Consider the following 23912-nt stretch of genomic DNA (forward strand, 5'->3'; position numbering starts at 1 on the left):
GTGATATGAAAGGAATCCAGTTGTGATATGCAATACCGGCAGTTATTTTTGTGTTTATATAAAGTCACCGCCAGGCTGTATATGTCTGAATTATCCTTTATCTTTGAATCTTCATTTTAACGGAAACAAGATATACAAACTATGTCTTTAAAGATTATACATACTGCCGACTGGCATCTCGGCCAGACTTTCTTCGGTTACGACCGGGAGGAAGAACACGATGCCTTTCTGAACTGGCTGGTGGATACCCTGGCGGAACAGCAGACGGATGTCCTGTTGATTGCCGGTGATGTGTTCGATGTAGCCAACCCGTCCGCCTCGGCGCAACGCCGTTTCTTTCATTTCCTGAAAGAGGCGAACCGGCGCAATCCGCATTTGCAGGTTATTGTCGTTGCCGGTAATCATGATTCGGCTGCGCGGCTGGAATCTCCGATTCCTTTGCTGGAAGAGTTGAATACCTCCATTGTCGGGATTATCCGGCGGACGGAAAGTGGAGAGATTGACTTCGATTCCCTGGTGATACCTTTATATAATAAGGAGAAAAAGCGGGAAGGCTGGTGTCTTGCCGTTCCTTATCTGCGTCAGGGAGATTATCCGGCTCCGGAGGAGGGGCATGATACATATATAGCCGGTATAAACCGCATGTACCGCCAGCTCTATGATTTCGCCGATGCCCGGCGGCAGCCCGGTGAGGCATTGGTCGCCATGGGCCATCTGCACGCTACCGGGGCCGAACTGTCGGACGACGACCGTAGCGAGCGCATCATTATGGGCGGTCTGGAATCCGTCTCTTCCGATACGTTCGATGAAGGGCTGGCTTATACAGCGCTCGGGCATATCCATAAAGCGCAGCGGATAGGGGGCAGGGAGAACCTGCGCTATTCCGGCAGTCCGTTGCCGATGTCTTTTTCGGAAACGAACTACCGCCACCAGGTCGTTGCCGTTACGGTGGAAAACGGATGCCTGTCGGATGTCGAACCGCTGCCTGTCCCTTTGTTTGCCGCCTTGCACCGGATTCCGGAGCAGCCTGCATCGCCGGAGGAGGTGGTTGAACAGCTTGCCGGACTGCGTGTGGCTAATCAGGAGGAGGGCGACGAACCGGCTCGTTGGCCGTATGTGGAGGTGCGTGTGTTGCTGACGGAGCCCGACCCGGGATTCCGCCACCGCGTAGAAGAGGCGCTGGTCGATAAAGCGGTCCGCCTGACTTCTATTGTCCCCTCTTATCCGAAACGGGAGGAGGCGGATACGGTCTGTCCGTTGTCTTACAACGACCTGCAACGTATCGCCCCGCTGGATATGCTGAAACATGCCTTTACCAGTAAGTATGGCGGCGAGTTGCCGGAAGATATCGAATCATTGTTCAACGATGTAATGCGGGAGGTTTCTTTATGAAGATATTAGCGATACGGGGCCGTAACCTGGCTTCGCTGGAAGGAGATTTTGACGTTGATTTTACGGCCGAACCCTTGTTGTCTGCCGGAATCTTTGCCATTTCGGGACCGACGGGAGCCGGGAAGTCTACGATATTGGATGCCATGTGCCTGGCTTTGTTTGCCCGTACGCCGCGTACGGACCAGGCAAAAGAGAATAATGTGAGACTGCGGGATGTGAATGAGGAGGTGCTTCCCCAGAGCGATCCCCGTTTCCTGTTACGAAGAGGGACGGCTTCGGGATATGCGGAAGTCGACTTTCTGGCGTTGAACGGTCACCGCTATCGTTCGCGCTGGTCGGTAGGACGTGCCCGCGACAAGGAGAACGGACGTTTGCAGAGTCCCCGCGTTACCTTATATAATATAGATAAGGAAGAAGAAGAGCAGGGAACCCGTTCGGAATTGCAGGCGCGTACGGTAGAACTGATTGGCCTGACCTTCGAACAGTTTACCCGTTCCGTCCTGCTGGCGCAAAACGATTTCTCCACTTTCCTGAAAGCGGAACAGGGAGAAAAAGCGTCGCTGCTTGAAAAGCTGACAGGCACCGAACTTTATTCTTCCATCTCCCGCCTGATTTTTGAAAAGAATGCCGTTGCCAAAGAGGCTTACGATAAGGTACAGGCCCGTATCCAGGGAATCGAGTTATTGACGGAAGAAGCGGAACAGGAACTGCAAACCCGGCTGAAAGAGTCGGAAGCCGCTTTGTCCGCCCTGGAAAAGGCGAAAGCAGAACAACAGGCTTTGCAGGAGGCTGTTAAATCTACCGGACAGCAGATAGAATCCCGGCAGGTTCAGCAGAAAGAGGCTGCCGCCAAACTGCTCCGGGCTACGGAACTATTGAATACCGCCCGTAAAGAGTACGAACAGGGTATTCAGGATGAACAACGTTCCGAAGCAGACTTCAAAGCCTTGCAACAGGACTTGCAGCAAGCCCGTAAACTGGACGTGCGCCTCGATGAGGTAACCCGTTCGGTGAAAGAAACGGAAACCCGCCTGCGGGATGTGCTCCGGCGGCAGAAGGAGGGAGAGGATAAACTGAAAGCCGCCCGGACCCGACAACAACAAAGCTTGGTCGAGATTACGCGGTTAAGCGACTGGCGCGAACGGTATCGTAGCAAGGAGAGTATAGCTGAACAGTTGGCTGCTTTGCTGTTGCATCTTGATGCAGCTTCCGCAAGTCGCCACACAATGGAAAAGGCCGTGAAAACAATCACTTCCGTTAAACGGGAGGCGGAACGTCAGACTGCACAACTTGTCACTGTTCAGCGCACAATAGAAAGCAAACAACTGGCTTTGCGAAAGACAGAAGATGCTAAAGTTAAATTGGAACAAACCCAAAAAGAAACCGATATAACTGAACTAGATAAACAGATGGATGCTGTTCGTGTGGAACGTGAGAATCTGTTGGTGGAACAGGCCCGGCAGGCTGTTAGCGGGGATGTTTTGGAGTTGCGGGAGAAATTGCAGGAAGGGAAACCTTGTCCGGTTTGCGGGAGTACGCATCATCCGGTAATGGAGGGTAACACACCCCCTGCCCCCTCTCAAGAGGGGAGCCGGATACCCCTTGTTGCAACTGATGGTAACCTTTTCCCTCTTGAGAGGGGGCAGGGGGTGTGTGAAAATCCCATCACACAGGCCATCGCTGCAATGACTTTACAAATCCAGCAATTGAATGCCCGTAAAGCAGCCTATACCGCCAATGAAAAGCAACTAAGCCTGCTTCAACAGCAACTCCTGCAATTGCATAAGGAGCTTACCGAGGCCGACCATATCCGTACAGATTTGCAGGGACGTCAGAAACTGGCTGAGACGCAGATAACCCGTGAAGAAGCGATTCGTGTGGAAAGCCGGGAGACGCTGGAGAAGTCACTCTCCGCTGCCAACCGCCTTTTCGGGAATGACGAATGGCAAAAAGCCTGGCAACAGGACCCGGACTCTTTCCGGGATACCTTAACCACTTTTGCCCGTCAGTGGCATGAAAATACGGAAAAACTGCAACAACTGCAACGGGAGCAGAGTGCCCAAAAAGCCGAATGCGAATCGTACGCCTCTTTCCTCCCTTCGCTGACTAAAGAAGTAGAAGAGGCTACCCTGCGTCACGACAAGAACCGTTCTGAACTTACCGCGCTCCGGGCCGAACGTTCTAAACTGCTTTCCGGTAAGCCGGCCGACCAGGTTGAACAGGATTACAACCGTCGTAAAGAGGAACTGAAAGAGCGCCTGAAACGCCTGCAAGCCGTTCAGACGGAGCAGTCGGGTGTTGCCGATCAGTTGCGGGGTATCTCCGACCAGATTGCCCGCGACCTGGAAAAAGCGTCGGAAGATTTATTGGTCCGCCAAAAGGCTTTGTCCGACTGGTCAGAATCCTGGAATCGGACTCATGAAGGGGAGGTGCTGGAACTTCTTCTTCCCCGTATCACCCAGGAAAAGAATGAATATGCTTTCCGGCTCCGTACCCAATCCGAGAACAAACGGAAGATAGCCAGTCAGCAGGAAGAACTCGAAGCCTGCCGTAAGCAGAGTGAACGTTGGGCGAAACTGAATGACCTGGCAGGTTCGGCCGATGGTGCCAAGTTCCGTCGTATCGCCCAGGGATATACATTGGATGTATTGCTAAGTTATGCAAATGTGCAGTTGCGTGACCTGAGCCGCCGTTACCGGTTGGAACGGGTGCCTGAAACGCTGGCTTTACAGGTTATCGACCGTGATATGTGCGATGAGGTCCGTACGGTACACAGTTTGTCGGGAGGCGAATCTTTCCTGGTTTCGCTGGCATTGGCGCTCGGACTGTCTTCCCTGTCTTCCAACAGGATGAAAGTAGAAAGCCTTTTCATCGACGAAGGGTTCGGCTCATTGGATGCCGATACCCTCCGGATTGCCATGGATGCTCTGGAAAGCCTCCGTACACAAGGCCGCAAGATCGGAGTAATCTCACATGTACAGGAGATGACGGAACGTATCCCGGTACAGATTCGTGTGAACCGTGCCGGGAATGGAAGAAGCTATTTGGAGGTAATATGATTGACTCTACTCTTCAACAATAACCCTGAACCCTACATTGAACGGGCGTTGCCACGGATAATAAGCCTTGCGGATGGCCGAGGTTGAGTATTTCGGGCGTTCACGCCAGGAGCCTCCGCGTACAATCTTCTGTTCCGGTTTGACCTTTTCCGTTTTCTCTTTGAGAGGATAGGGGAGGTAATCGGAACGGGTCCATTCCGCAACGTTTCCGTTCATGTCGTATAGTCCCCAGGGATTCGGTTTCATGGAAGCGACATCGGCCGATATCAGATGGTGGTCGTTGACTCCCAACTCTTTCGGCAGGAAGTCCCAGAACTGGCGTATCGGATCGTTGGAACGCATCGGTTTGGGATTTACACCGGTGACGGCCAGGTCGACAGTCGTACTGTCTGCCAGGTTTTCGTAGATGCCGAAGTCTGCTTTACGGTCACCGAACCAGAAGTCACCGGCCGATCCTGCACGGGCGGCCCATTCCCATTGTGTCTCTGTCGGAAGGGCGATACGGCATTGATTTTTCTCTCCCAGCTTTTTACAGAAGTCGTTCGCTTCCTCCCAACTCACACGGATTACCGGCTGTTTCGGTAAATTGGCGGCATAACCGGGAGTCGTATGATCTTTCCAGGTCTGACCGATATATCGGCTGTCATGTTCGGGGAACAGGGCACCGAATTGTTCGTTCGTGATTTCGGTGGTACTCATCCAGAAACCTTCCTTAACCTGTGTTTTGAAGGCAGGTGAGGCAGACGGATCGTTATTGTCACCCATCGCAAAAGTACCGGCAGGAATCCAGACCATATCCAGTGTGATACCCGGAGCAACAGTCAGCTGACGTGGGGACTTGGAGGCTTCGGCCTGTTTCTTTACGGCCTCTTCCTGGCTGAACGGGAAACCTTTGACTTTAATTGTTTTCGTTTTCTTTTTGTCCTTGGTTGTACCTGCGTTGGCTTCGGTTGACGAAGTCGCTCCGGTAGTACCGTCTGTTTCGTTGTTTTCCTTATTTTTCAGCCATGCTGCATAATCCTTAATCTCCTGTTGCCAGTCGACACGTACGCCACTGTACTTCTCTGACAGTTCCATGCGGCGTTCTACCTGGTTCTGGGGAGCTTCCTTTTTCAGGTCCAGTTGGGTGAATGCTCCGAAATAGGGGGCATTCAGGTCGATCCAGGTGTATAAGGTCTGCATGTCTTTTGCCGGTATTTTTACTCCGTGGTGACCTGCTTGCAGGATACGGATCAGTTCGCTGTTATTCGCATAATATTCGTAAGGGCGAAGCACATAGATATCCGATTCCGGTCCCTGGCGGTATACGTAGGGGTGGAGGTTCAGATAACTCTGGTCGTAATGGCGTTCCAGCTTTGTCAGGATGCCACGTTTATAGGTGACCATCTGGTCTTTCCGGAAATCCGGCTGGACGATGGTTCCATTGTGGCAGGATACGCAGTTGCGGTCCAGTACCGGTTGCACTTCCAGGCGGAAGGTGAACGGGCGGACGCCTCCTTCGGGCATTTCCAGTTTATGCGGGAGGATAGTGGAGGCGATTGTGCGTTTAGGCATGGCAATCGTGTTCTGATCTTCATGGCAACCCGTGCAGGAGACAATCTCGCCGGGCATACCGGTCAGCCAGCTTCGCATCCATTGGATAGCGGCCCCGTTTTTATCCAGTGGCTGGATAGAGACAGGCGTGTTGGCCGGTATCTTGAACATGACGGAACCGTCTTCTTCAACAGGGACGGTACCGAGAATACGTTTAATATCCCATCCGCTCTGAATACCCTGTGCATCATGGTCGGAAGGAGCGAGGATATAGGCATATTCGTAGGCGAAGATGCGGAGCGATTTGATTGTTCCCCGCGGGACGCCTTGTGTGCCTTCACCTTCATAGATGTCCTGTATAAATACGGTAGCCTCTTTCTCTCCCGGTTTGATTTTCGACGGGATGATAGGCGGTGTTTCCGTTTTTTTCAATGGGATGGGGGCGGTGAGGCCTTCGCCTTCCTGCTCGGTGATCAGGGTAAGGTTGTCGAATATATCCACCAGATAGATTCCCCAAAGTGCGTCGGGACCGGGTTTGCAGGCCACCAGGAAATATTTTTCATTCAAAGGATAAGGCTTCATGAATTGCGGCCATACACCTTCCACCAGTTCGTCTTTGATGATCGGGACGATCGGGCGTTTGCTGAAAGGTAATTCCTGGACCATTCCTTTTTCCTCTTTACGGCTTTTGGCCGGATCGAAGATAATCAGCCGGCCGGAACGAGCTGTTCCGTGATGGCCGGAGATGATACCGACAAAACGGCTGTTGTATTTGGAGAGCGGTTTCATGTCGAATGTACTGTTCGGGAAATAGGAACCGCTTCCGTAGAGTGCTTTGTTTTCTGTCCCGTCCGGATTCATGTGCATAACAATGCGGGAGAAATAATGTGTCAGGTCAGTATATTCCCAGCGGGTGTACATCAGGCGGCCGTTCGGAATGACGATCGGCGCCCAGTTCCCGTCCTGGTCGAATGTCAGGCGATGGATATTTTTTGTTTCCGGATCGTAGGAAACGAGATTGGCAACGACATCGTCCCCATGTACGCAAGGGACGCCGTTATAACCGATATTACAGGTGGCCACCACTTTTCCGTCCGGTAGGTAGTTGGCATCGCAAAATTCGAGGTCCGGTTCATCGACAACTACTTTTTGATGCAGGCCCGTTCCGTCTGTGTTTATTTCATAGATTTGCCACTGGCGGTTCTCATTAAGAGAGGAGAACAACAGCCGGTCTGCATCCCAGTGCAGTTGTATATCTGAGATGGGTACATCCGCTTCCGGCTTATAGATCGTTTTACTTTGAATGTCTCCGCGAAGATTTGAAAGCTGGCTGATTTCTGCATCATATCCTTTCCGGCGGCTGGAGAATAGAGAATTATAGTTGGCAACGGAGGTCCCGAGCGACGGTCCCATCGCTTTGCGTGCCTTATTTCCCAGTCGATAACGGGCTATCAGGATTTTGTCTACGTCGAGCAGCGGATTAGCCAGTATGATTTCCCGTTTGAGGGCGAGCAGTTTTTCTGCTTCGGCAATCGTCTGCCGGGTGGTGTCTTCAGATAAATGCCGGTTTACCTGGGGAAGTAACGTTTCCAGTTCTTCCAGCTTTTGATAGAGCACCGGAGCTTTATCTCCCAAGGATGATTTTGTATCGTCCAAATAAGCGCGTATAGCTTCCGGGTTTACCCAGTTGACTTGCTCTTGCAGCCGGCTTATTTGTACCTGACGCAACGAATCAGCTTCGGCTGAAGCCTTACCCAGAATTGGGAAGGTTAACAGGAAAGAGCATAAATATGCTTTATATTTCATGTTCATGATATGTTAAAGTTATTCTATTTCAATTGTACAAAACAAATGTATGCCTAAATTGTGTACGGGAACATATAAAATTGTATCAAATGCGATCACTATTATCTCGGATGGTGGAAATGAAGTGGGGATATGAAAAGAAGAATTAGTTATTTTCTTTTTTGATCCAAATAGCAGATCTGAGAAATAACTAATTCTTTATTTGGGTAGATTAATATTGTTTGTTATTAATTACTTAGTGAAACTTTGATATATCGATCATACATATGTCCATCATACTTATTGCGTGCAACCGTATGGATGATTAAAATACCTTGGTTGTCATCTATATTTTGAAGTTGAAGACCAATACGTGTTGACATTGTAAAATACACACGACATGTAATCCCTAATTTCTGAGCTTTGTCGTTACCTTCTCTCATATCCTCATTCCATGCATAGTATCCATGAATTTCAGGTTCTATGTCGGCTAGTGTTTCAAAATCTTTACATATTACTTCTGCTTTATAAAAAGAACCTAAATCAACTAATGGCTCAGCTATATAATCAGGAATACCATCATTCATGAAATTTGAATTATAAGCACCTTCAATACTACTTTTTGTTATAATTTCTGTTTTATTCGGAGTTTTCTCAATGATGTCATTGTTGCAGGATGTGAATGACGCAGCAAACATTGTTGCAGCTAAAACTAATAAACTTTTTGTTTTCATGTTTGTAATGTTTAAAGTAAATAATGTCTTTCAAAGAAAAGAGACCATCAAGTAACTCGGATGACCTCTTTTCAATATAAGCAGGTATCTGAATTATTTGTCTTCCCAACCTTTGTTTTGAACTAAGTTCGGGTTCATAACTAACTCTTCTTTCGGGATAGGCCAGTAGTAACGGTAATCTTCCCAGGGTAATGTACCTTTGACGGTGTTTTGGTACGGACTTTTGGGGTAACAGATTACGAAGCCATCTTCATCAGCGAAAACTGTTTTGCCTAGTTCAACCTTTACTGCAGTTTCGGGGTTGGCTGTATGAGATCCATCATACAGGTCTTGTACAGCTAAAAAGTTCATACCTCGGAAAGGAACCGTTAGTAAATTACCGGCTTTCCAACGCATTAAGTCTTCGTAACGATGATTTTCGATTGCTAATTCGACACGACGTTCACGACGAATTTCACGCAATAAAGGGCTAACTGCATAATCGAGCTTTTCTGCATATATCTTATCCAGACGAGGATCGGCTGGTTCTTGACCAACGGTTAATTTAGCTGTCGGATATTTAGAAAAATCAAATCCTGCACGTTCGCGTAAAGCATTAATTGTCAAATCTACATCAGCTTGTGAAAGAGTTCCGTTGAGTTCATATTTAGCTTCTGCGTAATTTAAAAGTAATTCTGCATAACGGAATTCAATAGCTGCTTGTATGCCGTTTAAGGTACGGTTTTCCTCCACCATATCTCCCATCCAGTGTTTGATGACACGATAACCAGTAACGGTAGAACCTCTGTCACTGTAGCTGAGTCCGGGATAGGTAATACCGTTTTTCTCAATATCAAGTACACCTCCTTTATAGATTGTAACATATTCGCCAGGACGACAGATTGTTTGAGTCAATCGTGGATCTCGATTTTCCAATTCAGTCCATTTCCCGTAACCAACGAAATTTGGATTTTTCTCGTAACTGTTTTCACTTCCTCCAATGTAGATTGGACGACCATCAATACAAAGGTATTCATCTACTAGCCCTCGTGTCGCTCCCATTGATTGGCGATTATCATGATTTTGGTTAAAATAACGTTGAGCTGCATGTCCAACCTTATTTTCCAAATAATTACGTGCAAGAATAACTTCTGGATTTCCTGATACATCCGTTGCTGTAAACATTTTCCAGTAAGTTTTTTCTCCATTTTTATAAAGTGAGTATTTACCGAGTAGCGCTTCACAAGCTTTAACTGCTTCTTCTAACCATTTGTTGGCACTTTCTTGCAGACCTAGTTCAGTATGGTATTTGCGGAATGTACCTTCAAATAGACAAATACGTGCTTTTAGGAAATTTGCTTGGTCTTTATTTAAACGCTCTGATTCCTGATTTTCTTTTGTCGGCAACCATTCGATAGCCTTATTGATACACATCAATACGGAATCCATCACTTCTACTCGTGGTGTACGCGCAGCATAGAGTTCTTCAGAATCAACATTCAGGTCTCGTGTTATCCAGGGCACATCTCCGAATAGAACAACTTTCTGGTAATAGTCCCATGCCTTGAAAAAATAAGCTTCGGCAGCATACGCATTTTTCTTTTCCTGACTAATATCTGCTCTGTCATATCGATTCAGGAAGAAGTTTACTTTACGTAAATTCCACCAATACCATCCACTTGCTGCTGTGGCATCGGTTGGAACGATTAGTTCACCAGCCATACTTCTGAATTCATTCCCTGTTTTAACGCAGTTGTCAGAGTAGACGTCACCATACATAAGAGGACTACCTGTGACATTTAATGCAGGGCTCTTGTCTTGTGCCCATCCGCTTTGATGACCGATAATGTAAAGAGGATAGAGACTGTTTAGCATTAACTTAATATCTGTCTCTGTTTTCCAAAAACTTTCATCTGTAAGCTGGTCTTGTGGATAACGTTCCATGAAATCGTCGTTACAGCTAGGTAGTAATACCGATGCTATACCAAGGACCAGTATATATTTTTTTAAATTAAATTTCATAACTGATTATCTTTAATTATTATACTTGAAAACTTAATTAGAATCCAACTTGTAAACCGAATGCAACAGAACGCATCATCGGATAAGAGGAAGAAATCTGATCAGGGTCAAAAAGATTTGGAATTTGAGTAATTTCAAATAAGTTATAGCCAGACAGACTTAAACGTACTGTTGATAATTTAGCTTTATTAGTCCATTCTCTAGGTAATGTGTATCCTAAAGCTAACGTTTTTAAACGAAGATAAGCTCCATTGAAGAGGTAAGCCGTTTGAGCGTGTTGGTTTTGTCCTCGTCCTGCATACATGGGGTATTTAGCATTAGTGCGTTCAGGAGTCCACGAATTTTTATACATTTCCCAATTACCGGCAGTACCGGAACCACCCCAGAATACATTTTCACTAATCCAAACATCTTTTTTCCCGATTCCTTGGAAGAAAATATTCAGATCAAAGTTTTTCCATGAGATGTTTCCTGTAATACCATATTGGAAACGCGGTGTCGAATTACCTATGATCTTCTTATCTCCATGATTTTCTAAAGTATTGTCTCCTTTCGAGATTTTATCATCACCATCAAGATCTGCATATCGAACATCTCCAGGATACCAAGTTCCTGCGAGTTCCGACTGATTAGGGCCGTTTAATATATATTTACCATTTTCATCAATAGTGAAATCTTCTTCTTGTAAAATACCAACTGTTTCATACCCCCAGATTTCACCCATTTTCATGCCATCGTATAAAGTATCCAATAAACCGTTGGGATTTCCTGTAAATTTGACGACTTCTGTTTGATAGTCAGATAGGACTAAACCAACATCATAGCGGATACCGTTAGCCAATTTGTCTTTCCATTTCAGACTTAGTTCCCACCCATTGGTTCTTAACTCTCCAGAATTACGTTTGGGGACAGATGCTCCTAATACGGCAGGAAGTTTAGTTCCACTCATTAAAATGTCTGTTGTACGGCGAGAATACCAGTCGAATGTGGCATCTAAACGATTATTTAAGATAGAAAAGTCAATACCGAAGTCTAATGTGCTTGCTGTTTCCCAAGTCAAGTCACTTGCCACAATAGCTGTTGGATTCATTCCCTTCAGTTGTTCGTTATTCATTACCCATGAAATATAATTGGCTGCACCGTAACTTGCTATATAGGCGTAGTTGGCAACATTCTGATTACCTAAAGATCCCCAAGAACCTCTAATTTTCAAATTGTCCAGCCAATTGCGTGTATTATCCATAAATTTTTCTTCTGAAATTCTCCAACCGGCAGAGAAAGATGGGAAGAATTGGAATCTGGAATTTTTACCAAAACGTGAAGTTCCATCATAACGTCCGCTAAATTCCAAGAGGTAACGACCTGCATAATCGTAATTAGCACGTACAAAAGCACCACGAATAGCCCAATGTTCAAAATTATCTCCTGTGTATTGCGCTCCATTAGTCATGCCTAGGGTCGGTAAGTTATTTGAAATAACATCTTCCGCTTCTCCCCAAGTTTTTCGATATTGATACCATTCTTGATTGAAACCAGCTAGTGCCGAAACGTTATGAAGACCAAATGCTTTATTAAAATTAGCATAAGCATTGATAGTATAAAAATCAGAATGTCTAGTCTCTTCTCTCACACTTGACGGATAAGTATGTGTATTACTTGTACTAGTCCAAGTATCTACAACATAATTACGAACAGGTATGAAACGTTTCTGGAAATATTCTGTGGGACGATAAGATAATTCTGCTTTTAAATTAAATTCAGGACAAATAGTAATAGTAGGCAAAACACTGAATACAGTATTCGTCTTTTTTGTTTGTTGTGTTGCTCCATAATCTAACCATCCCAAAATATTATCTGTATATGTATCGGGGATTGGATCATTCGGTCCTGTTTTAATAGGCATATTTATGTTACGTCCAGGTTCATTTTTTATAGCATTCCATAAATTCGTTTTTTGGCTGTTCATGTAAGGCTCATTATAATTACTGGTGTTGAATGATATCTTGGATGCTATATCAAACCATTCGGTAATTTGGGTATTTAAGTTCATATTAACGTTATACCGTTTTTGGCTATCCGTTTTAATCTTATACATACCTTCTTGATTCTGATACCCTAACGAAATATAATAACGAGTTTTGGCAGAACCGCCACTAATAGATATATTATGACGTTGTAGAGGTGTCCAATTTCTAACACCTAATTCATAGGGATCTATATTGGCAACCCAAGTCATATCAGTTGTACTACCTTCGTTATAAATCCAAGCATTTTCTGGTCTTGGATCTTCTATATATTTTTTCTTGGCAGCTAGTAAAGTCTCCATCCACGGAGTAATTGTGCCACCGGTCATTGCTGTTTGCTGGTTAGATGCTAATTGATGTGTATATGCATCCAAAATATCGGGAATACGGGAAGGCGTATTCCATTGTAAATTTAAATTGTAAGTAACGGTTGCCTTGGAATCGTTCTTTCCCGATTTTGTTGTAATCAACATTACACCATAAGTTGCACGTGCACCGTAGATGGCGGAAGCAGAAGCATCTTTCAGGACAGAAATGTTTTCTATGTCGCTCGGGTTCATCATGTTCAAATAGTCTGTGTCCACCTGTATACCGTCAACGATGATCAGCGGGCTACCGTTCTTGATTTCCCATTTTTTTCCATCGCTATCCAAGCCGATGGAAGTACCCCCACGTACGTTGAATGAAGGCGATGCATTTGGCGATGCATTTGTTGCCGATACGTTCAGGTTGGGTACAACTCCTTGCAATGCCTGGCCGACATTGGCAACCGGTTTGTTTTCCAATACTTCAGCACCGACTGAAGCGACAGCGCCAGTTAAATTAACTTTCTTTTGTGTACCGAAACCGACTACGACCACTTCATCGAGGGCCTGTGAGTCTTCTTTCAATACTACATTAATAACTGATTTTCCTTTTACCGGAATAGTCTGGGTTTCGTAACCCATGTAAGAGAATACCAACTCGCCGTTTGCGGGCACAGACGAAAGCGTAAAGTTACCGTCTATATCGGTGATGTTACCAGTGGGGGTTCCTTTTATTTGGATGGAAACCCCAATCAAAGCTTCTCCTTTTTCATCTTTTACGTTACCGGACACACTTACGTCCTGGGCGAACAATTGATGGGCAAAAAGGAAAAAGCCCATCAGCATGATTAAAACTTTGTTCTTCATATAGAATAATATTAATGAATGGTTAACTCTTATTAATTAACTCGAGGGCAAAATTGTCCGTATTATCCTACATGAAAGGTTAATTTCATATCAATGATGGTAAGATTTGTGTCAACTCATTGATTTTCCTGTCGAATTAACTTTTCGGTATTCCTTTGGAGGCATTCCGTAGACTTGTTTAAAGCAGGAGGCAAAATATCCGCTACTGCTGAATGCTACTTTTTCCAAAATTTCACTGACACTTAAATCTGTTTCACGCAACATCTGGGCTGCCGCTTCTAGACGCAGATTTTTGATCATCTCAGCCGGAGAGAGGGAAGTAAGTGTTTTCGCTTTTCGGTAGAAGTTTGCGCGGCTCATACCGATTTCTTTGCAGATCATATCAATATCGAGTTTCGGGTTGGAGAAATTTGCTTTCACAATATTTGTATATTGTTTCAGGAACTCTTCGTCAAGCGGAGATGTTTTGACTCCGAGTTCATTCAGATCGATCTTTTTCTCATATTTTTTCCGTATCTGTATTCGTGAAGTCAGCAAATTCCGCACACGTGCCTGCAATAGGCCTATATCGAATGGCTTTATGATATAATCGTCAGCTCCGGCATTATATCCTTCGGTGATTTGCGAAGGCATTGTTTTGGCTGTTAATAGAATGACCGGTATATGGGCTGTTTGCGGATTTTGCTTGATCCGACGGCACAGTTCAAGTCCGTCCATTTCGGGCATCATGACATCACTGACAATCAGTTCGGGTATTTTTATGGCTATTTGTGTAAGTGCCTCTTTTCCGTTTTCTGCTTTCAGCACCTTATATTCATTTTCAAATTGTTTTTCCAGATAATCCAGCACATCTTTATTATCTTCTACTAAAAGCAATGTTTGTGAGATAACCGGTGTTTCTTTTTTTTCGGAAGGAATAAACTCCTGCACATTCATCAGGGGGGAGGATTCTGTCTGTTTGACCGGATTACTTACTGGCTTTTCGGGGAGAGGAAGTAAAACATGCATGCATGTTCCGGTTGGTACTATGTTTTCCGCCCAGATTATTCCACTATGTTGTTCTACTATGAAACGTGCTAAACTAAGTCCGATACCCGAACCTGCAATCTGATGATGTAAATCTTGTGAAGAGCGGTAGAATGGCTGGAAGATTTTTTCAATATCTTCAGATGTGATACCTTCCCCATTATCAGATACTTGTATGTGTAAATAGTAGTCTTCTGATAGATGCCGATTTTGACATAGTTTCACACGAACTACGCACTCCTTTAACACTTATCATCAATCCGCTCGAGGATATGTTGCGCCATAGTTCCTTCTCTACGGAAGTCAAAAACACGTTGCAACTCATGCGTAAAAACACACAACGTCTGCTCTTACTCGTTAATAATCTGATGGATGTGCAAAAATATGACTCACAGAAAATGGTACTTCAAAAAGAGAAATTCGATCTATCCGTGTTCGTTCAGGAGTTATATGAGTTATTCGTCCCGGTAGCAAAAAACAGGAATATCACTTTTACCCGGAAAAATGAATTGCCGGTAGATTATTGTGTTTATTATGATCGTCAAGAAATTGAAAAAGTGCTGTTTAACTTACTTTCAAACGCCTTTAAGTTCACCCCGGAAAAGGGAACAATTGAAATTATATTGTCTGTACTTTCAAGCGAAAATGACATAGTTCGTGTGAGAAGTTGGTAAATAATCTCATACGTTCCTCGTGTAATTCCTTCATTTTTTCCTGTTCCAGCTGTTTGAAGCGGATACTGCTTTCCAGTTCGTGACGTACTTTCTGATGGTATATAAACTTCCATATAATAGTACCTATTGTGATGATATACAAGATGTAAGCCCACCATGTTTTGTAAAGGGGAGGGGTGACTGTGATGCTTAGGGAAGCTTCCTGTGGATTCCACAAATTTACACTGTTTGAGACCTTTACTTTGAAATTGTAAGTACCAGGGGAGAGATTACTATAATAAGCGACCCTTCTGCCCCTTACATAGTTCCACTCCTTTTCTACCCCTTCCATTTGATAGGCATATTGATTTTGTTTAGGTGAGATAAAGTCTGGAGCCGTATATCCGATTGCTATATTGGTTTCATCCGCTTTTAACCGGAGGGATTGAGTGTCCCCTAATTCTACCGGATTATTATTTATGGATAGGCTTGTCAGATATACGGGAGGGATATAAGTGTTTTTCTCCATCCGGGACGGATTAAAACATAATATGCCTTTATTTCCGGGAAAATAAAGAGTACCTTTTGTGTCGGTCGTTCCTGCATGTAACGTAAATTCCAATGCCCGGTGGCTTTCGTTACGGATGGGAGCAAAGCAATCTTTTTCTGCATTATAACAATATAAATCATTTTCGGATAATGCCCATAAAGATTGGTTCCGGTCGCTTACCATTGAATAGATATAGCCATCTGTTACACCGTCTTCAACTGTATAATGTTTGATCAGGTTGAGGTCACGGTCAAAACGAAAGATGCCATAACCAAAAAATGAAACCCATATATTTTGTAATGAATCGGTCAGGATCGTACTGACAGTTCCCGGCTTCACGTTTTCGGGTAGGTTCAGTTCTGCCGAAGAGATCGTTTTAAGTGTCTCTTTCTTCATATCATATTTATGGAGTCCCTGGCTGAGTGTACCCATAATAAAAACATCCGGCTCTATTTCTTTTATTGCTGTAACAAAAAAGAATTTTCTGCTTTTTCCGTCTACCTTGAACTGATTGATCTGTTCGCCTTTATCGATAAGCACTAATCCTGTTTTGGAATTTGTCGGGATCCATAGTCTGCCTTTACTGTCATTCAGTAGAGTATAAATATCTCCATACTGGTAATCATAGAGCAGGCGATAATCTTTCCGTTTACGTGAAAACAGATAAACGGATCCCAGATTCGTAGCACAGATAATGCTGTCGCCTTTTATAAGTAGTGATTTAAAGATGTTTGAATTGTAATTGTTTTTGTAAGGAGACTTTTTAGGATAAAATTGCTGGCTTTGCGTGTTTGGATTATAGCAAAAAAGTCCGGCTCCTTCAGTTGCGAACCAGATATTTCCGTCACTGTCCTCTTTGCCCATTCCTAATAATCCGGTAAATTCACGGGGCGTGATCCGGTAAAACTGTGTTCTGACCGGGCTGTAATAATTCAGTCCCTTCCAGGTTCCTACCCATAATGCACCTGTATTATCTTTCAGGAGACTGTGTATGGAATAATAGCTTAATGTACCGGGTTCATCCGGATTGAATTTATAGGGAGTGACTTTTAATGTCTGCATATCTACCCTGTTCAGTCCGGAAAAGGTTCCGAGCAATAAGGTATTGGAATCGGTTTCGGCTATTGCACGGACAACATTGCTGCTTAAAGCTGAGTTATCCGTATTCAGATGGACGAACCGTTCGTTTTCTTTATCAAGATAGCAGATTCCGGCTGTTTCGGAAAGTATCCATAACCTTTTCCGGCTGTCGGTAAATAATCTGCGGATCGCTCCTTTTATCAGCGAAGACGGATTTTCCGGTTCATGTTGGTAAAAACGTATGACTTCCCTCTGTTTGTTCAGGACTGCAAGTCCGGTTGATGAACTTGCTATATAAAGATTCCCTTCTTCATCTTCCTGAAGTCCTTTTATATTCGAAGCGATAGGAGTGGATGACAGCCAGTCTTTAAAAACAAGCGAATCGCCTTGCTCATCGTATTGATAGATGAATTTTTCTCCGGCAAGGAAAAAGTCTCCGCTTTGACTGAGCATGCAGCAATGCATGAATCGGGTCTCTTTTACATAATATCTTTTGATTTTTCCTGTTTGATGTGTGATTTTATGCACGCCGTTATCTGTAATCACCCAGATATTCTTATTCTTATCTTCTCCGATATCGAGTACGTTGTTATCTGTTAATGAGCAGGAGTCAGTCGGATTATTTTTGAACACCTTGAACTCGTATCCATCATATCGGTGTAATCCTCCCTGGGTTCCTAACCACAAATATCCGTCCGTATCCTGATAGATATTGGTAACGGTACCCTGTGTTAATCCATCTTCTACCCCAATCTGTGTAAAAAAATAAGGGGAAGTATTTTTACTGTTGGCAGATTGGAATAGATATGGAAATAAAAATAAAAGAAATAATACTAGTGTGTTCTTCGTCATATTTCATCGGCTTTTTTTAGGAATAAATCCACGAAACCATTGATTTGTCGGAAGCAAAGATATGTATTTTTTTGTTTATTCTTCGTCTACTCCATTGTATTTCCTGTTAAAATCGCGTAACCGCATGAACCGGGCTTTTGTTTTCAGTTTATTTTTCAACCGGGTAGACGGGAGGAACGTAACTGTCTTAATGCGGACCTTCTGAGGTTTCAAATCTTCTTTATTCTCAACAATATCGCTGGTGATTGAGGCGCTGAACGTCCCGATATCTCCGAACCTGATATTTTTGCCGCTCAGTAGCTCCAGTTCGAATTGGGTCAGGAGGGCTTCGATCACTCCTTTGACATCGGCAGAGGTGATCGTGCAGTTACTGGAGATGCGATAACATAAATTGTTCAGGTCGATTGTGGAAGAGACCGCTTTTGCAGCAAAGTAACCTGTTTTTTCTTTGCCGGGGATGGTGCATACCATCTTTCTTGGTTTGTAAATGATGCTCATGTTTGTTTACTATTAATACGATTTTTGTTTAAACTGAATGTGATGTTTCTCTGATATTCTCTCAATCATTTTTTAATCAGAGGTACGTCTAATTAAATTTAGAGGTAGGTGTAAATTGATTTAGACGTACCTCTAAATTGATTTACACCTAGGTCTTTATGAAAAGAGGTTGTAACAAATATACAAAATCAATGAGGCGTTGTCAAGAGATAGTTACGGTAAAATGGATGAAAGGTGAGATATTCAGTATAAACGGCTGGATATAAAAATCCCCTGTCTGCACGAAGAGACAGGGGATTACTTGGAATTTATTTATCTGGTAGCGTATAAAGTAAGGATAATCGGTCGTTTTTTAATGAAACCTGTATCCGGAAGTTGTCGAAGGTATAGAGAGTATTCAATGTTTCTCCGTCTACGTCGATTTCTTCTCCGGAGGCATCGGCTTCCTGCAAGGAGGCCTCTTCCAGCAACGTTGTTGCCCAATAACGATGGATCGGCAGCAGACGTTCGTAGGATATGCATACATTTTTTTCTAAATTGAAGCGATAGGATACTTCGAATAAGCGGCCCAGCTCATCTTCTTCCTGGCAAGTCAGGGTGAAAAGCGTATCCGTTTGTTTGCTGTCTTCTATACGTTCTTTATTTTCTGAGATGTAAAGAAGAATATCCTTATCCGTTTTATTCAGCCACGTTTGGGAGAAAAGAGCCTGGCTGCCCAAGAGCAGCAACAGGCTTATAAGTAATCTATTCCACATAAAATTCTGCGTTTAAAGGGGTTGACTTGTATGAGTTTCCGGCAAACAGGAAGAATTTTCCAGGCTCTACCACAAACTCATTCTTATCATTATACATACCGTAAGCACGGCGGTTCACTTTGAATGTAACCGTTTTTTCTTCACCCGGTTCCAGTGCGACACGTTCGAAGCCGCATAACTCTTTTTCAAAACGGGAGATGGAAGATGTCTCGTCATTCAGATAAAGCTGCACGACTTCATCCCCTTTTACCGAACCTGTATTTTTCACTTTGCATGTAACGGTCAGGGTGTCTCCGTCCGTGATTTTTGTGGCAGACGGTTGCAGGTTGCTGATTTCGAAAGTGGTATAACTCAGTCCGTAACCGAACGGATAGAGTTCGCCGTCTACGCGGGCAAAGCCTTTGCCGGTGGCATTCGGTTTGAAAGGAAAAGCCCAGGGGATTTGTCCGACCGACTTCGGGAAAGTCGTGGATAGTTTACCGCCGGGGTTATAATCACCGAATAATACTTCGGCTACGGCCTGACCGGAAAATTCCCCCGGATACCAGGCTTCGACGATAGCCGACAGGTTGGCATCTTCCCAGTTCAGTGTAACCGGACGTCCGTTGAAGAGTACCAGTACGACCGGAGTTCCGGTGGCTTGTACGGCGCGGACCAGTTCTTTTTGTCTGCCTGATAAATCCAGGTTCACGCGGCTTCTGGATTCACCGATCGTGCGGAAATCGTCTCCTACATATATAATAGCAACTTCGGCCTTTTTAGCAATTTCTACGGCTTCGTCGATTTCTTCCTTTTCCTTATCGCTCAGTTCGAAGTACATCACATCACTTTGTGGAAAATTTTTATCCCTGACGTTACATCCTTTGGCATACATCAGGTTTACATTTTCTCCCAGCAGGTTCTTCAGACCTTGCAGGCCGGTTATCACATTCGGATTATGAGAGCCGTAGCGGGAAGTCAGCGATTTGACTTCGTCAGCTTGCGGACCGATTACTGCAATGTTTTTGAGGGTTTTCGACAGCGGGAGGGTATTGTTCTCATTTTTCAAAAGAACGATCGATTCGCGGGCGGCACGCAGAGACACTTCCCGGTTCTTGTTGCTGTTTACGATCTTATCGGCAAGTTTGGTGTCTTTTACATACGGATCGTCGAAAAGTCCTAACCAGAATTTTACATAGAGTACTTCACGGACGCGCTGATCCAGGGTACTTTCTTCTACCAGTCCTTTTTGTAAAGCCCTTCTCAACGCTTCGATGAATACTTCTGATTGCTCAAAGAAGGTGCGGACGTTCAATCCGGCGTTCAGCTCACTGGCAACCGCTTCTTCTTCGGTATCTACGATATGGTAGAATTTTACGTTTTTGTCGATTGCCCAACTATCGGAAACGACATAACCTTTGAATCCCCATTGGTTACGCAGCAGTTCAGTCATCAGGTAGTGGCTGGCGCTGACCGGAGTCCCGTTATAATCGTTATGTGAACACATCGTTCCCAAAGCGCCTGCCTCCTGAAAAGCGATGCGGAACGGTTCCAGATGCAGTTCGTGAACTTCCTGCGGAGAGGCATGGGGATCGGTTCGTGAGTAGCAGTCGCGGCCACCGCCCGGTATGCCGTAGATAGCAAAGTGTTTCGGTGTTGAAACAACCCGGTTGCTTTGGATACCCAATACTTGCTGGCGTCCTAATTCTCCTGCCAGGTAAGAGTCTTCGCCGTAACTCTCTACGGTACGTCCCCAGCGGGGATCGCGGGACAGGTCGAGGATAGGGGAATAGATGTTGGTATATCCCAATGCTTTGGCTTCTTCACCGGTAATGCGTCCGATTTCGTAGATAAGTTCTTTATCCCAGGTACAACCCTGTCCGATCTGGGCGGGGAAGAAGGTGGACTTTTCATGTTTCAGTCCGCGTATACCTTCGTTTGTCAGGTCGGCGGGAATACCCAGGCGTGTCTCTTCTACGAAAAAGGCCTGTACTTTGTTCATTGCTTCAGCGTGATTGGAGTAAGGAAAGTCAAGGGAGGTACGTTTCCATTCTCCGTTGAGGTGCTCGTCGATATTACCGATACCGTCTTTCCAGATACGGGTTTTCCATTCATCGGTCGGCAGTGTATCTTTAAGGACGGCTCCGTATCCATAGATCGTTCCCAGTTGACAGGTCTTTTCCTCGACTGTCATTTGTTTAAGGAGATCTTCCACCCGTTTGTCGATAGGTTGCGAAGGATCTTCATATATATCCTTCTTTCCGTTTTTGTTGAAATCGATCCAACCTTTCTGATATATTTTCTTCTGATTTTTGGGGGCATCAGGCTTTGATGCCTGTAGACTGCTTGTGTTTGCATTCAGCAAAGGGAGCAGTCCGAAAGACAGGCAAAAAAGCAGTTGCCTGGTTAATGTGTTGTTTCTATTCATGATTATTTTATTATATATGCAAATTATATGCAAAACCTATTCAATAACATACCAATTGTATCCTTTTGCTGGTATTGTGATGGGGATTGTAACGGAATAGTCACGTTCCAATACATATACCTGCACATTCTGATCCTGTTCCTTTACAGTCACTTTGTCGGTCAGTCCGGTGTAATAAAGAGGTATTTTGATCTCTTTGCGGATGGGAACATCCAGCGGGTTATACACCGAGATGAATCCTTTCTGTTTCAATGAAGGATTTACGTGCATGATACCGTCCCAGTCCTGTCCGTCGGGACGGCGCAGGTGGATGATATCGGAATCGAGTATCTGACGGTATTTTTTATAGAAAGCAACCCATTGGTTGACCAGTTCTTTGGTCGCTTCCGTATCGTAGAGGCGCGGACCACGGTAACAGGCTTGCACACCGGCCCCGAAGAGGTTCCGTAGACGCGTTTCGTAATGGTCGAGGTGCTCGTTCAACGGTTCGATTGTGGCCGCTTCGCCTCCTCCGTGATATTGGGTGAGGGGAACGAACATGAAACCCATGCTGGGCGTTTTCTGCCAGGTTCCGTCATAGATATTCTGTCGTTCGATAATTTCCTGATAGGCGCGAGGCAGCGACCAGTTGGTCTCTACATATCCCATCGGTGTTTTATTGGAGCCGCTCAGGAAATACCAGTCGGGGACGTTCAGGTAAACACCGTTTGCCCGGCACCAGCGATAGAATCGGTTGATTTTCTTCCACTGTTTCCACTGGGAGTCGAGATAGCCTTTGTGGCCGCTGTGTGAAGTGGAGGCGCAAGGGTCGCCGGGATATGAACCGTCGTTTTCGAAGACATTCATTCCGGTGGTGGTGAAGAAGTTCTGTAATTTACGGAAGTAGGTGTCTCCCCAATCGGATGAGATACAGGGAGATACGCCAAAGCGGCTGCCTTCTTCGCGTGTTTTGGCCGGTTTTCCGGTTTTATGACTGATTGCGGCGTCTTGTTCTTTAGCTCCGCGGCTTGCCAGGAGGGAATAACCGCCGATGGCAATACCTTTCCCGGCAGCGTAGTCGCTAAGTTCTTTCATTCGTTGCAGATAGGCGGCTGAGTCATTTTCGATTTTGAATCCGCTACCGAAGGTCATAATGACCATTTCGAAACCAACAGCGGCACATTGGTCGATGGCTTGCTTCACCGCTTCGCTGTCCGATTGGCGGACGTGCATGAAGATAGGGTTTTCCTGTGTCCAGGGAGCCATCATACGCCAGAATTTACATTCTGCCAGTCCGCGCCGTTCCCGGTCGCTGGCATCACGCAGCATTTCGAAAGCCGTGCAGGATTCAAAGGTGTCGCCGGGTTTGATTTCCAAACCGGGACCGAGTAGGGGAGTGACTTCCAGGCGTGCCGGTTTATATTGACCATAATAGCGGATACCGGTAAATTCGTATTCCGGATGATCGAATACCCAACGGACAGCCGGATTGTCTTTCATCGCTTCCATATCGCCGCCCATGGCATAGTCGGTTACGACGAACAGTTGGGTGAAGCGGTCGATATAATCGCGCGGCGCATCGGTTTGCACGGGTTGTTTACGGAAATCTTTTGTGTAAGCACCTGCTTCCTGTGCCATCATGCGGACTTCATGCGGTTCGCCGTAATGTACTTTCGGAGCCGTTTCGACCAAAGCGAGTATTTCTGACTTGAAAGAATCGAGTGTAACGGGCATTGTTCCTTTATTGTCGATCTCGATCCATTTGGCCAGGATAGGGGCACCGTTGTACAGTTCGTAAATGACACGTATTTTCAGGTCTTTGCAGTCCTGAGGGGCAGTTGCCGGAGCCTGGTAATTGAAGGTGATCCGTTTTCCCGGGGCAGGCCAGGGGTATAAGTTGGATATCCATTGGCTGTTGGGTTTCCAGGGAAAGCGTTCTTTGCTTTCGCTTATCTGATAGTCTACCAACATGAATGCTGAATCGCAAGCCTGCATATTGTTGATAAATTCTTCTGTCAGGAAGTTATTGACCGGCTGTCCGGTCAGGCCTCCGACAGGATATTCTTTTCCGTTGATGACAAGTAAGGCTTCGGGACGGACGGCACGCAGCTCGTTTTGCCCGGTCATCAGGTTGTCAAAGGCGATGGTCGCTGCATTGGGAGCAAGCAGGAATGTACGGCGAAGGAGGCCGTTCGTTAATTCGAGACGTTTCCCTTCATGGGTTGTTTGTGCTGTCGATTTGTAAGAGGAACCGTCGATCAGCCAATCCTGGGCGGATAAACTGAATGTGGAGAGGAGAGATAAAAATACTAGAAAATGTTTCATATGTAAATAAATTGCGCTCCCTATCTCAAGAGAGCCGTTTAAACCATTAATAAATTGATTTTTTTAGAGTTCAGACAAAACAAAAGA

13 protein-coding genes are annotated in these 23912 nt (G+C 45.1%); 3 read left to right on the plus strand and 10 right to left on the minus strand.

The genetic code is table 11. From position 1 onward, the window contains the following. Positions 1–141: 141 nt before the first annotated feature. On the plus strand, positions 142–1392 hold the full coding sequence (locus HMPREF1535_RS14055) for an exonuclease SbcCD subunit D (protein ID WP_046146642.1): 1251 nt from the start codon (positions 142–144) through the stop codon (positions 1390–1392). Then, positions 1389–4451, plus strand: coding sequence for an AAA family ATPase (locus HMPREF1535_RS14060; RefSeq protein ID WP_046146643.1), 3063 nt, complete (start codon positions 1389–1391; stop codon positions 4449–4451). Before HMPREF1535_RS14055 ends, HMPREF1535_RS14060 begins: the two co-directional genes overlap by 4 nt. A 6-nt stretch (positions 4452–4457) precedes the next feature. Here the strand turns inward: HMPREF1535_RS14060 and HMPREF1535_RS14065 are convergent, their stop codons facing one another. The 5 genes from HMPREF1535_RS14065 to HMPREF1535_RS14085 form a co-directional block, all read right to left on the minus strand. Beyond that, entirely contained in the window at positions 4458–7790 is a 3333-nt protein-coding gene (locus HMPREF1535_RS14065; RefSeq protein WP_046147551.1) for an SUMF1/EgtB/PvdO family nonheme iron enzyme, read from the minus strand. A 227-nt stretch (positions 7791–8017) separates the two neighbouring features. Next, positions 8018–8503: a hypothetical protein gene (locus HMPREF1535_RS14070; protein WP_007652563.1), complete on the minus strand. Its 486-nt coding sequence runs from the start codon at positions 8501–8503 to the stop codon at positions 8018–8020. A gap of 93 nt (positions 8504–8596) precedes the next feature. Further along, on the minus strand, positions 8597–10504 hold the full coding sequence (locus tag HMPREF1535_RS14075) for a RagB/SusD family nutrient uptake outer membrane protein (RefSeq protein ID WP_007652564.1): 1908 nt from the start codon (positions 10502–10504) through the stop codon (positions 8597–8599). A 37-nt stretch (positions 10505–10541) separates the two neighbouring features. Then, entirely contained in the window at positions 10542–13700 is a 3159-nt protein-coding gene (locus HMPREF1535_RS14080) for a SusC/RagA family TonB-linked outer membrane protein (protein ID WP_007652565.1), read from the minus strand. A gap of 111 nt (positions 13701–13811) precedes the next feature. Next, complete coding sequence (locus HMPREF1535_RS14085; protein ID WP_154283486.1) at positions 13812–14951, minus strand: response regulator; 1140 nt, start codon at positions 14949–14951, stop codon at positions 13812–13814. Positions 14952–14998: 47 nt separating this feature from the next. On the opposite strand from HMPREF1535_RS14085, the gene HMPREF1535_RS25435 reads away from it, so the two are divergent. After that, entirely contained in the window at positions 14999–15400 is a 402-nt protein-coding gene (locus tag HMPREF1535_RS25435) for a sensor histidine kinase (protein ID WP_242387203.1), read from the plus strand. Here the strand turns inward: HMPREF1535_RS25435 and HMPREF1535_RS14090 are convergent. From HMPREF1535_RS14090 to HMPREF1535_RS14110, 5 genes are all read right to left on the minus strand, one after another. After that, on the minus strand, positions 15345–17861 hold the full coding sequence (locus HMPREF1535_RS14090; RefSeq protein WP_052716716.1) for a ligand-binding sensor domain-containing protein: 2517 nt from the start codon (positions 17859–17861) through the stop codon (positions 15345–15347). The genes HMPREF1535_RS25435 and HMPREF1535_RS14090 overlap by 56 nt on opposite strands. A 75-nt stretch (positions 17862–17936) precedes the next feature. Beyond that, positions 17937–18359 (minus strand): HU family DNA-binding protein, encoded by a 423-nt coding sequence (locus HMPREF1535_RS14095; protein ID WP_007652569.1) that lies wholly within the window; start codon positions 18357–18359, stop codon positions 17937–17939. Positions 18360–18667: 308 nt separating this feature from the next. Beyond that, positions 18668–19114, minus strand: coding sequence for a hypothetical protein (locus HMPREF1535_RS14100; RefSeq protein WP_046146644.1), 447 nt, complete (start codon positions 19112–19114; stop codon positions 18668–18670). After that, positions 19104–21521, minus strand: a complete 2418-nt coding sequence (locus HMPREF1535_RS14105) for a glycoside hydrolase family 3 C-terminal domain-containing protein (RefSeq protein WP_046146645.1) — start codon at positions 21519–21521, stop codon at positions 19104–19106. The genes HMPREF1535_RS14100 and HMPREF1535_RS14105 overlap by 11 nt, the downstream gene beginning before the upstream one ends. 36 nt (positions 21522–21557) lie before the next feature. Further along, positions 21558–23825 carry a hypothetical protein gene (locus tag HMPREF1535_RS14110; RefSeq protein WP_046146646.1) on the minus strand — a complete coding sequence of 756 codons (2268 nt, stop codon included), beginning with the start codon at positions 23823–23825 and terminating at the stop codon, positions 21558–21560. Between the last annotated feature and the right edge of the window lie 87 nt (positions 23826–23912).

The sequence above is a fragment of the Parabacteroides goldsteinii DSM 19448 = WAL 12034 genome (assembly GCF_000969835.1).
In the GTDB taxonomy this organism is placed as follows: domain Bacteria; phylum Bacteroidota; class Bacteroidia; order Bacteroidales; family Tannerellaceae; genus Parabacteroides; species Parabacteroides goldsteinii.

Bases quoted from the DNA above. Each gene is read 5' to 3' on its own strand.
- HMPREF1535_RS14055 (WP_046146642.1), top strand. From the start codon at position 142: ATGTCTTTAAAGATTATACATACTGCCGACTGGCATCTCGGCCAGACT.
- HMPREF1535_RS14060 (WP_046146643.1), top strand. From the start codon at position 1,389: ATGAAGATATTAGCGATACGGGGCCGTAACCTGGCTTCGCTGGAAGGA.
- HMPREF1535_RS14065 (WP_046147551.1), bottom strand. From the start codon at position 7,790: ATGAAATATAAAGCATATTTATGCTCTTTCCTGTTAACCTTCCCAATT.
- HMPREF1535_RS14070 (WP_007652563.1), bottom strand. From the start codon at position 8,503: ATGAAAACAAAAAGTTTATTAGTTTTAGCTGCAACAATGTTTGCTGCG.
- HMPREF1535_RS14075 (WP_007652564.1), bottom strand. From the start codon at position 10,504: ATGAAATTTAATTTAAAAAAATATATACTGGTCCTTGGTATAGCATCG.
- HMPREF1535_RS14080 (WP_007652565.1), bottom strand. From the start codon at position 13,700: ATGAAGAACAAAGTTTTAATCATGCTGATGGGCTTTTTCCTTTTTGCC.
- HMPREF1535_RS25435 (WP_242387203.1), top strand. From the start codon at position 14,999: ATGTTGCGCCATAGTTCCTTCTCTACGGAAGTCAAAAACACGTTGCAA.
- HMPREF1535_RS14090 (WP_052716716.1), bottom strand. From the start codon at position 17,861: ATGACGAAGAACACACTAGTATTATTTCTTTTATTTTTATTTCCATAT.
- HMPREF1535_RS14095 (WP_007652569.1), bottom strand. From the start codon at position 18,359: ATGAGCATCATTTACAAACCAAGAAAGATGGTATGCACCATCCCCGGC.
- HMPREF1535_RS14100 (WP_046146644.1), bottom strand. From the start codon at position 19,114: ATGTGGAATAGATTACTTATAAGCCTGTTGCTGCTCTTGGGCAGCCAG.
- HMPREF1535_RS14105 (WP_046146645.1), bottom strand. From the start codon at position 21,521: ATGAATAGAAACAACACATTAACCAGGCAACTGCTTTTTTGCCTGTCT.
- HMPREF1535_RS14110 (WP_046146646.1), bottom strand. From the start codon at position 23,825: ATGAAACATTTTCTAGTATTTTTATCTCTCCTCTCCACATTCAGTTTA.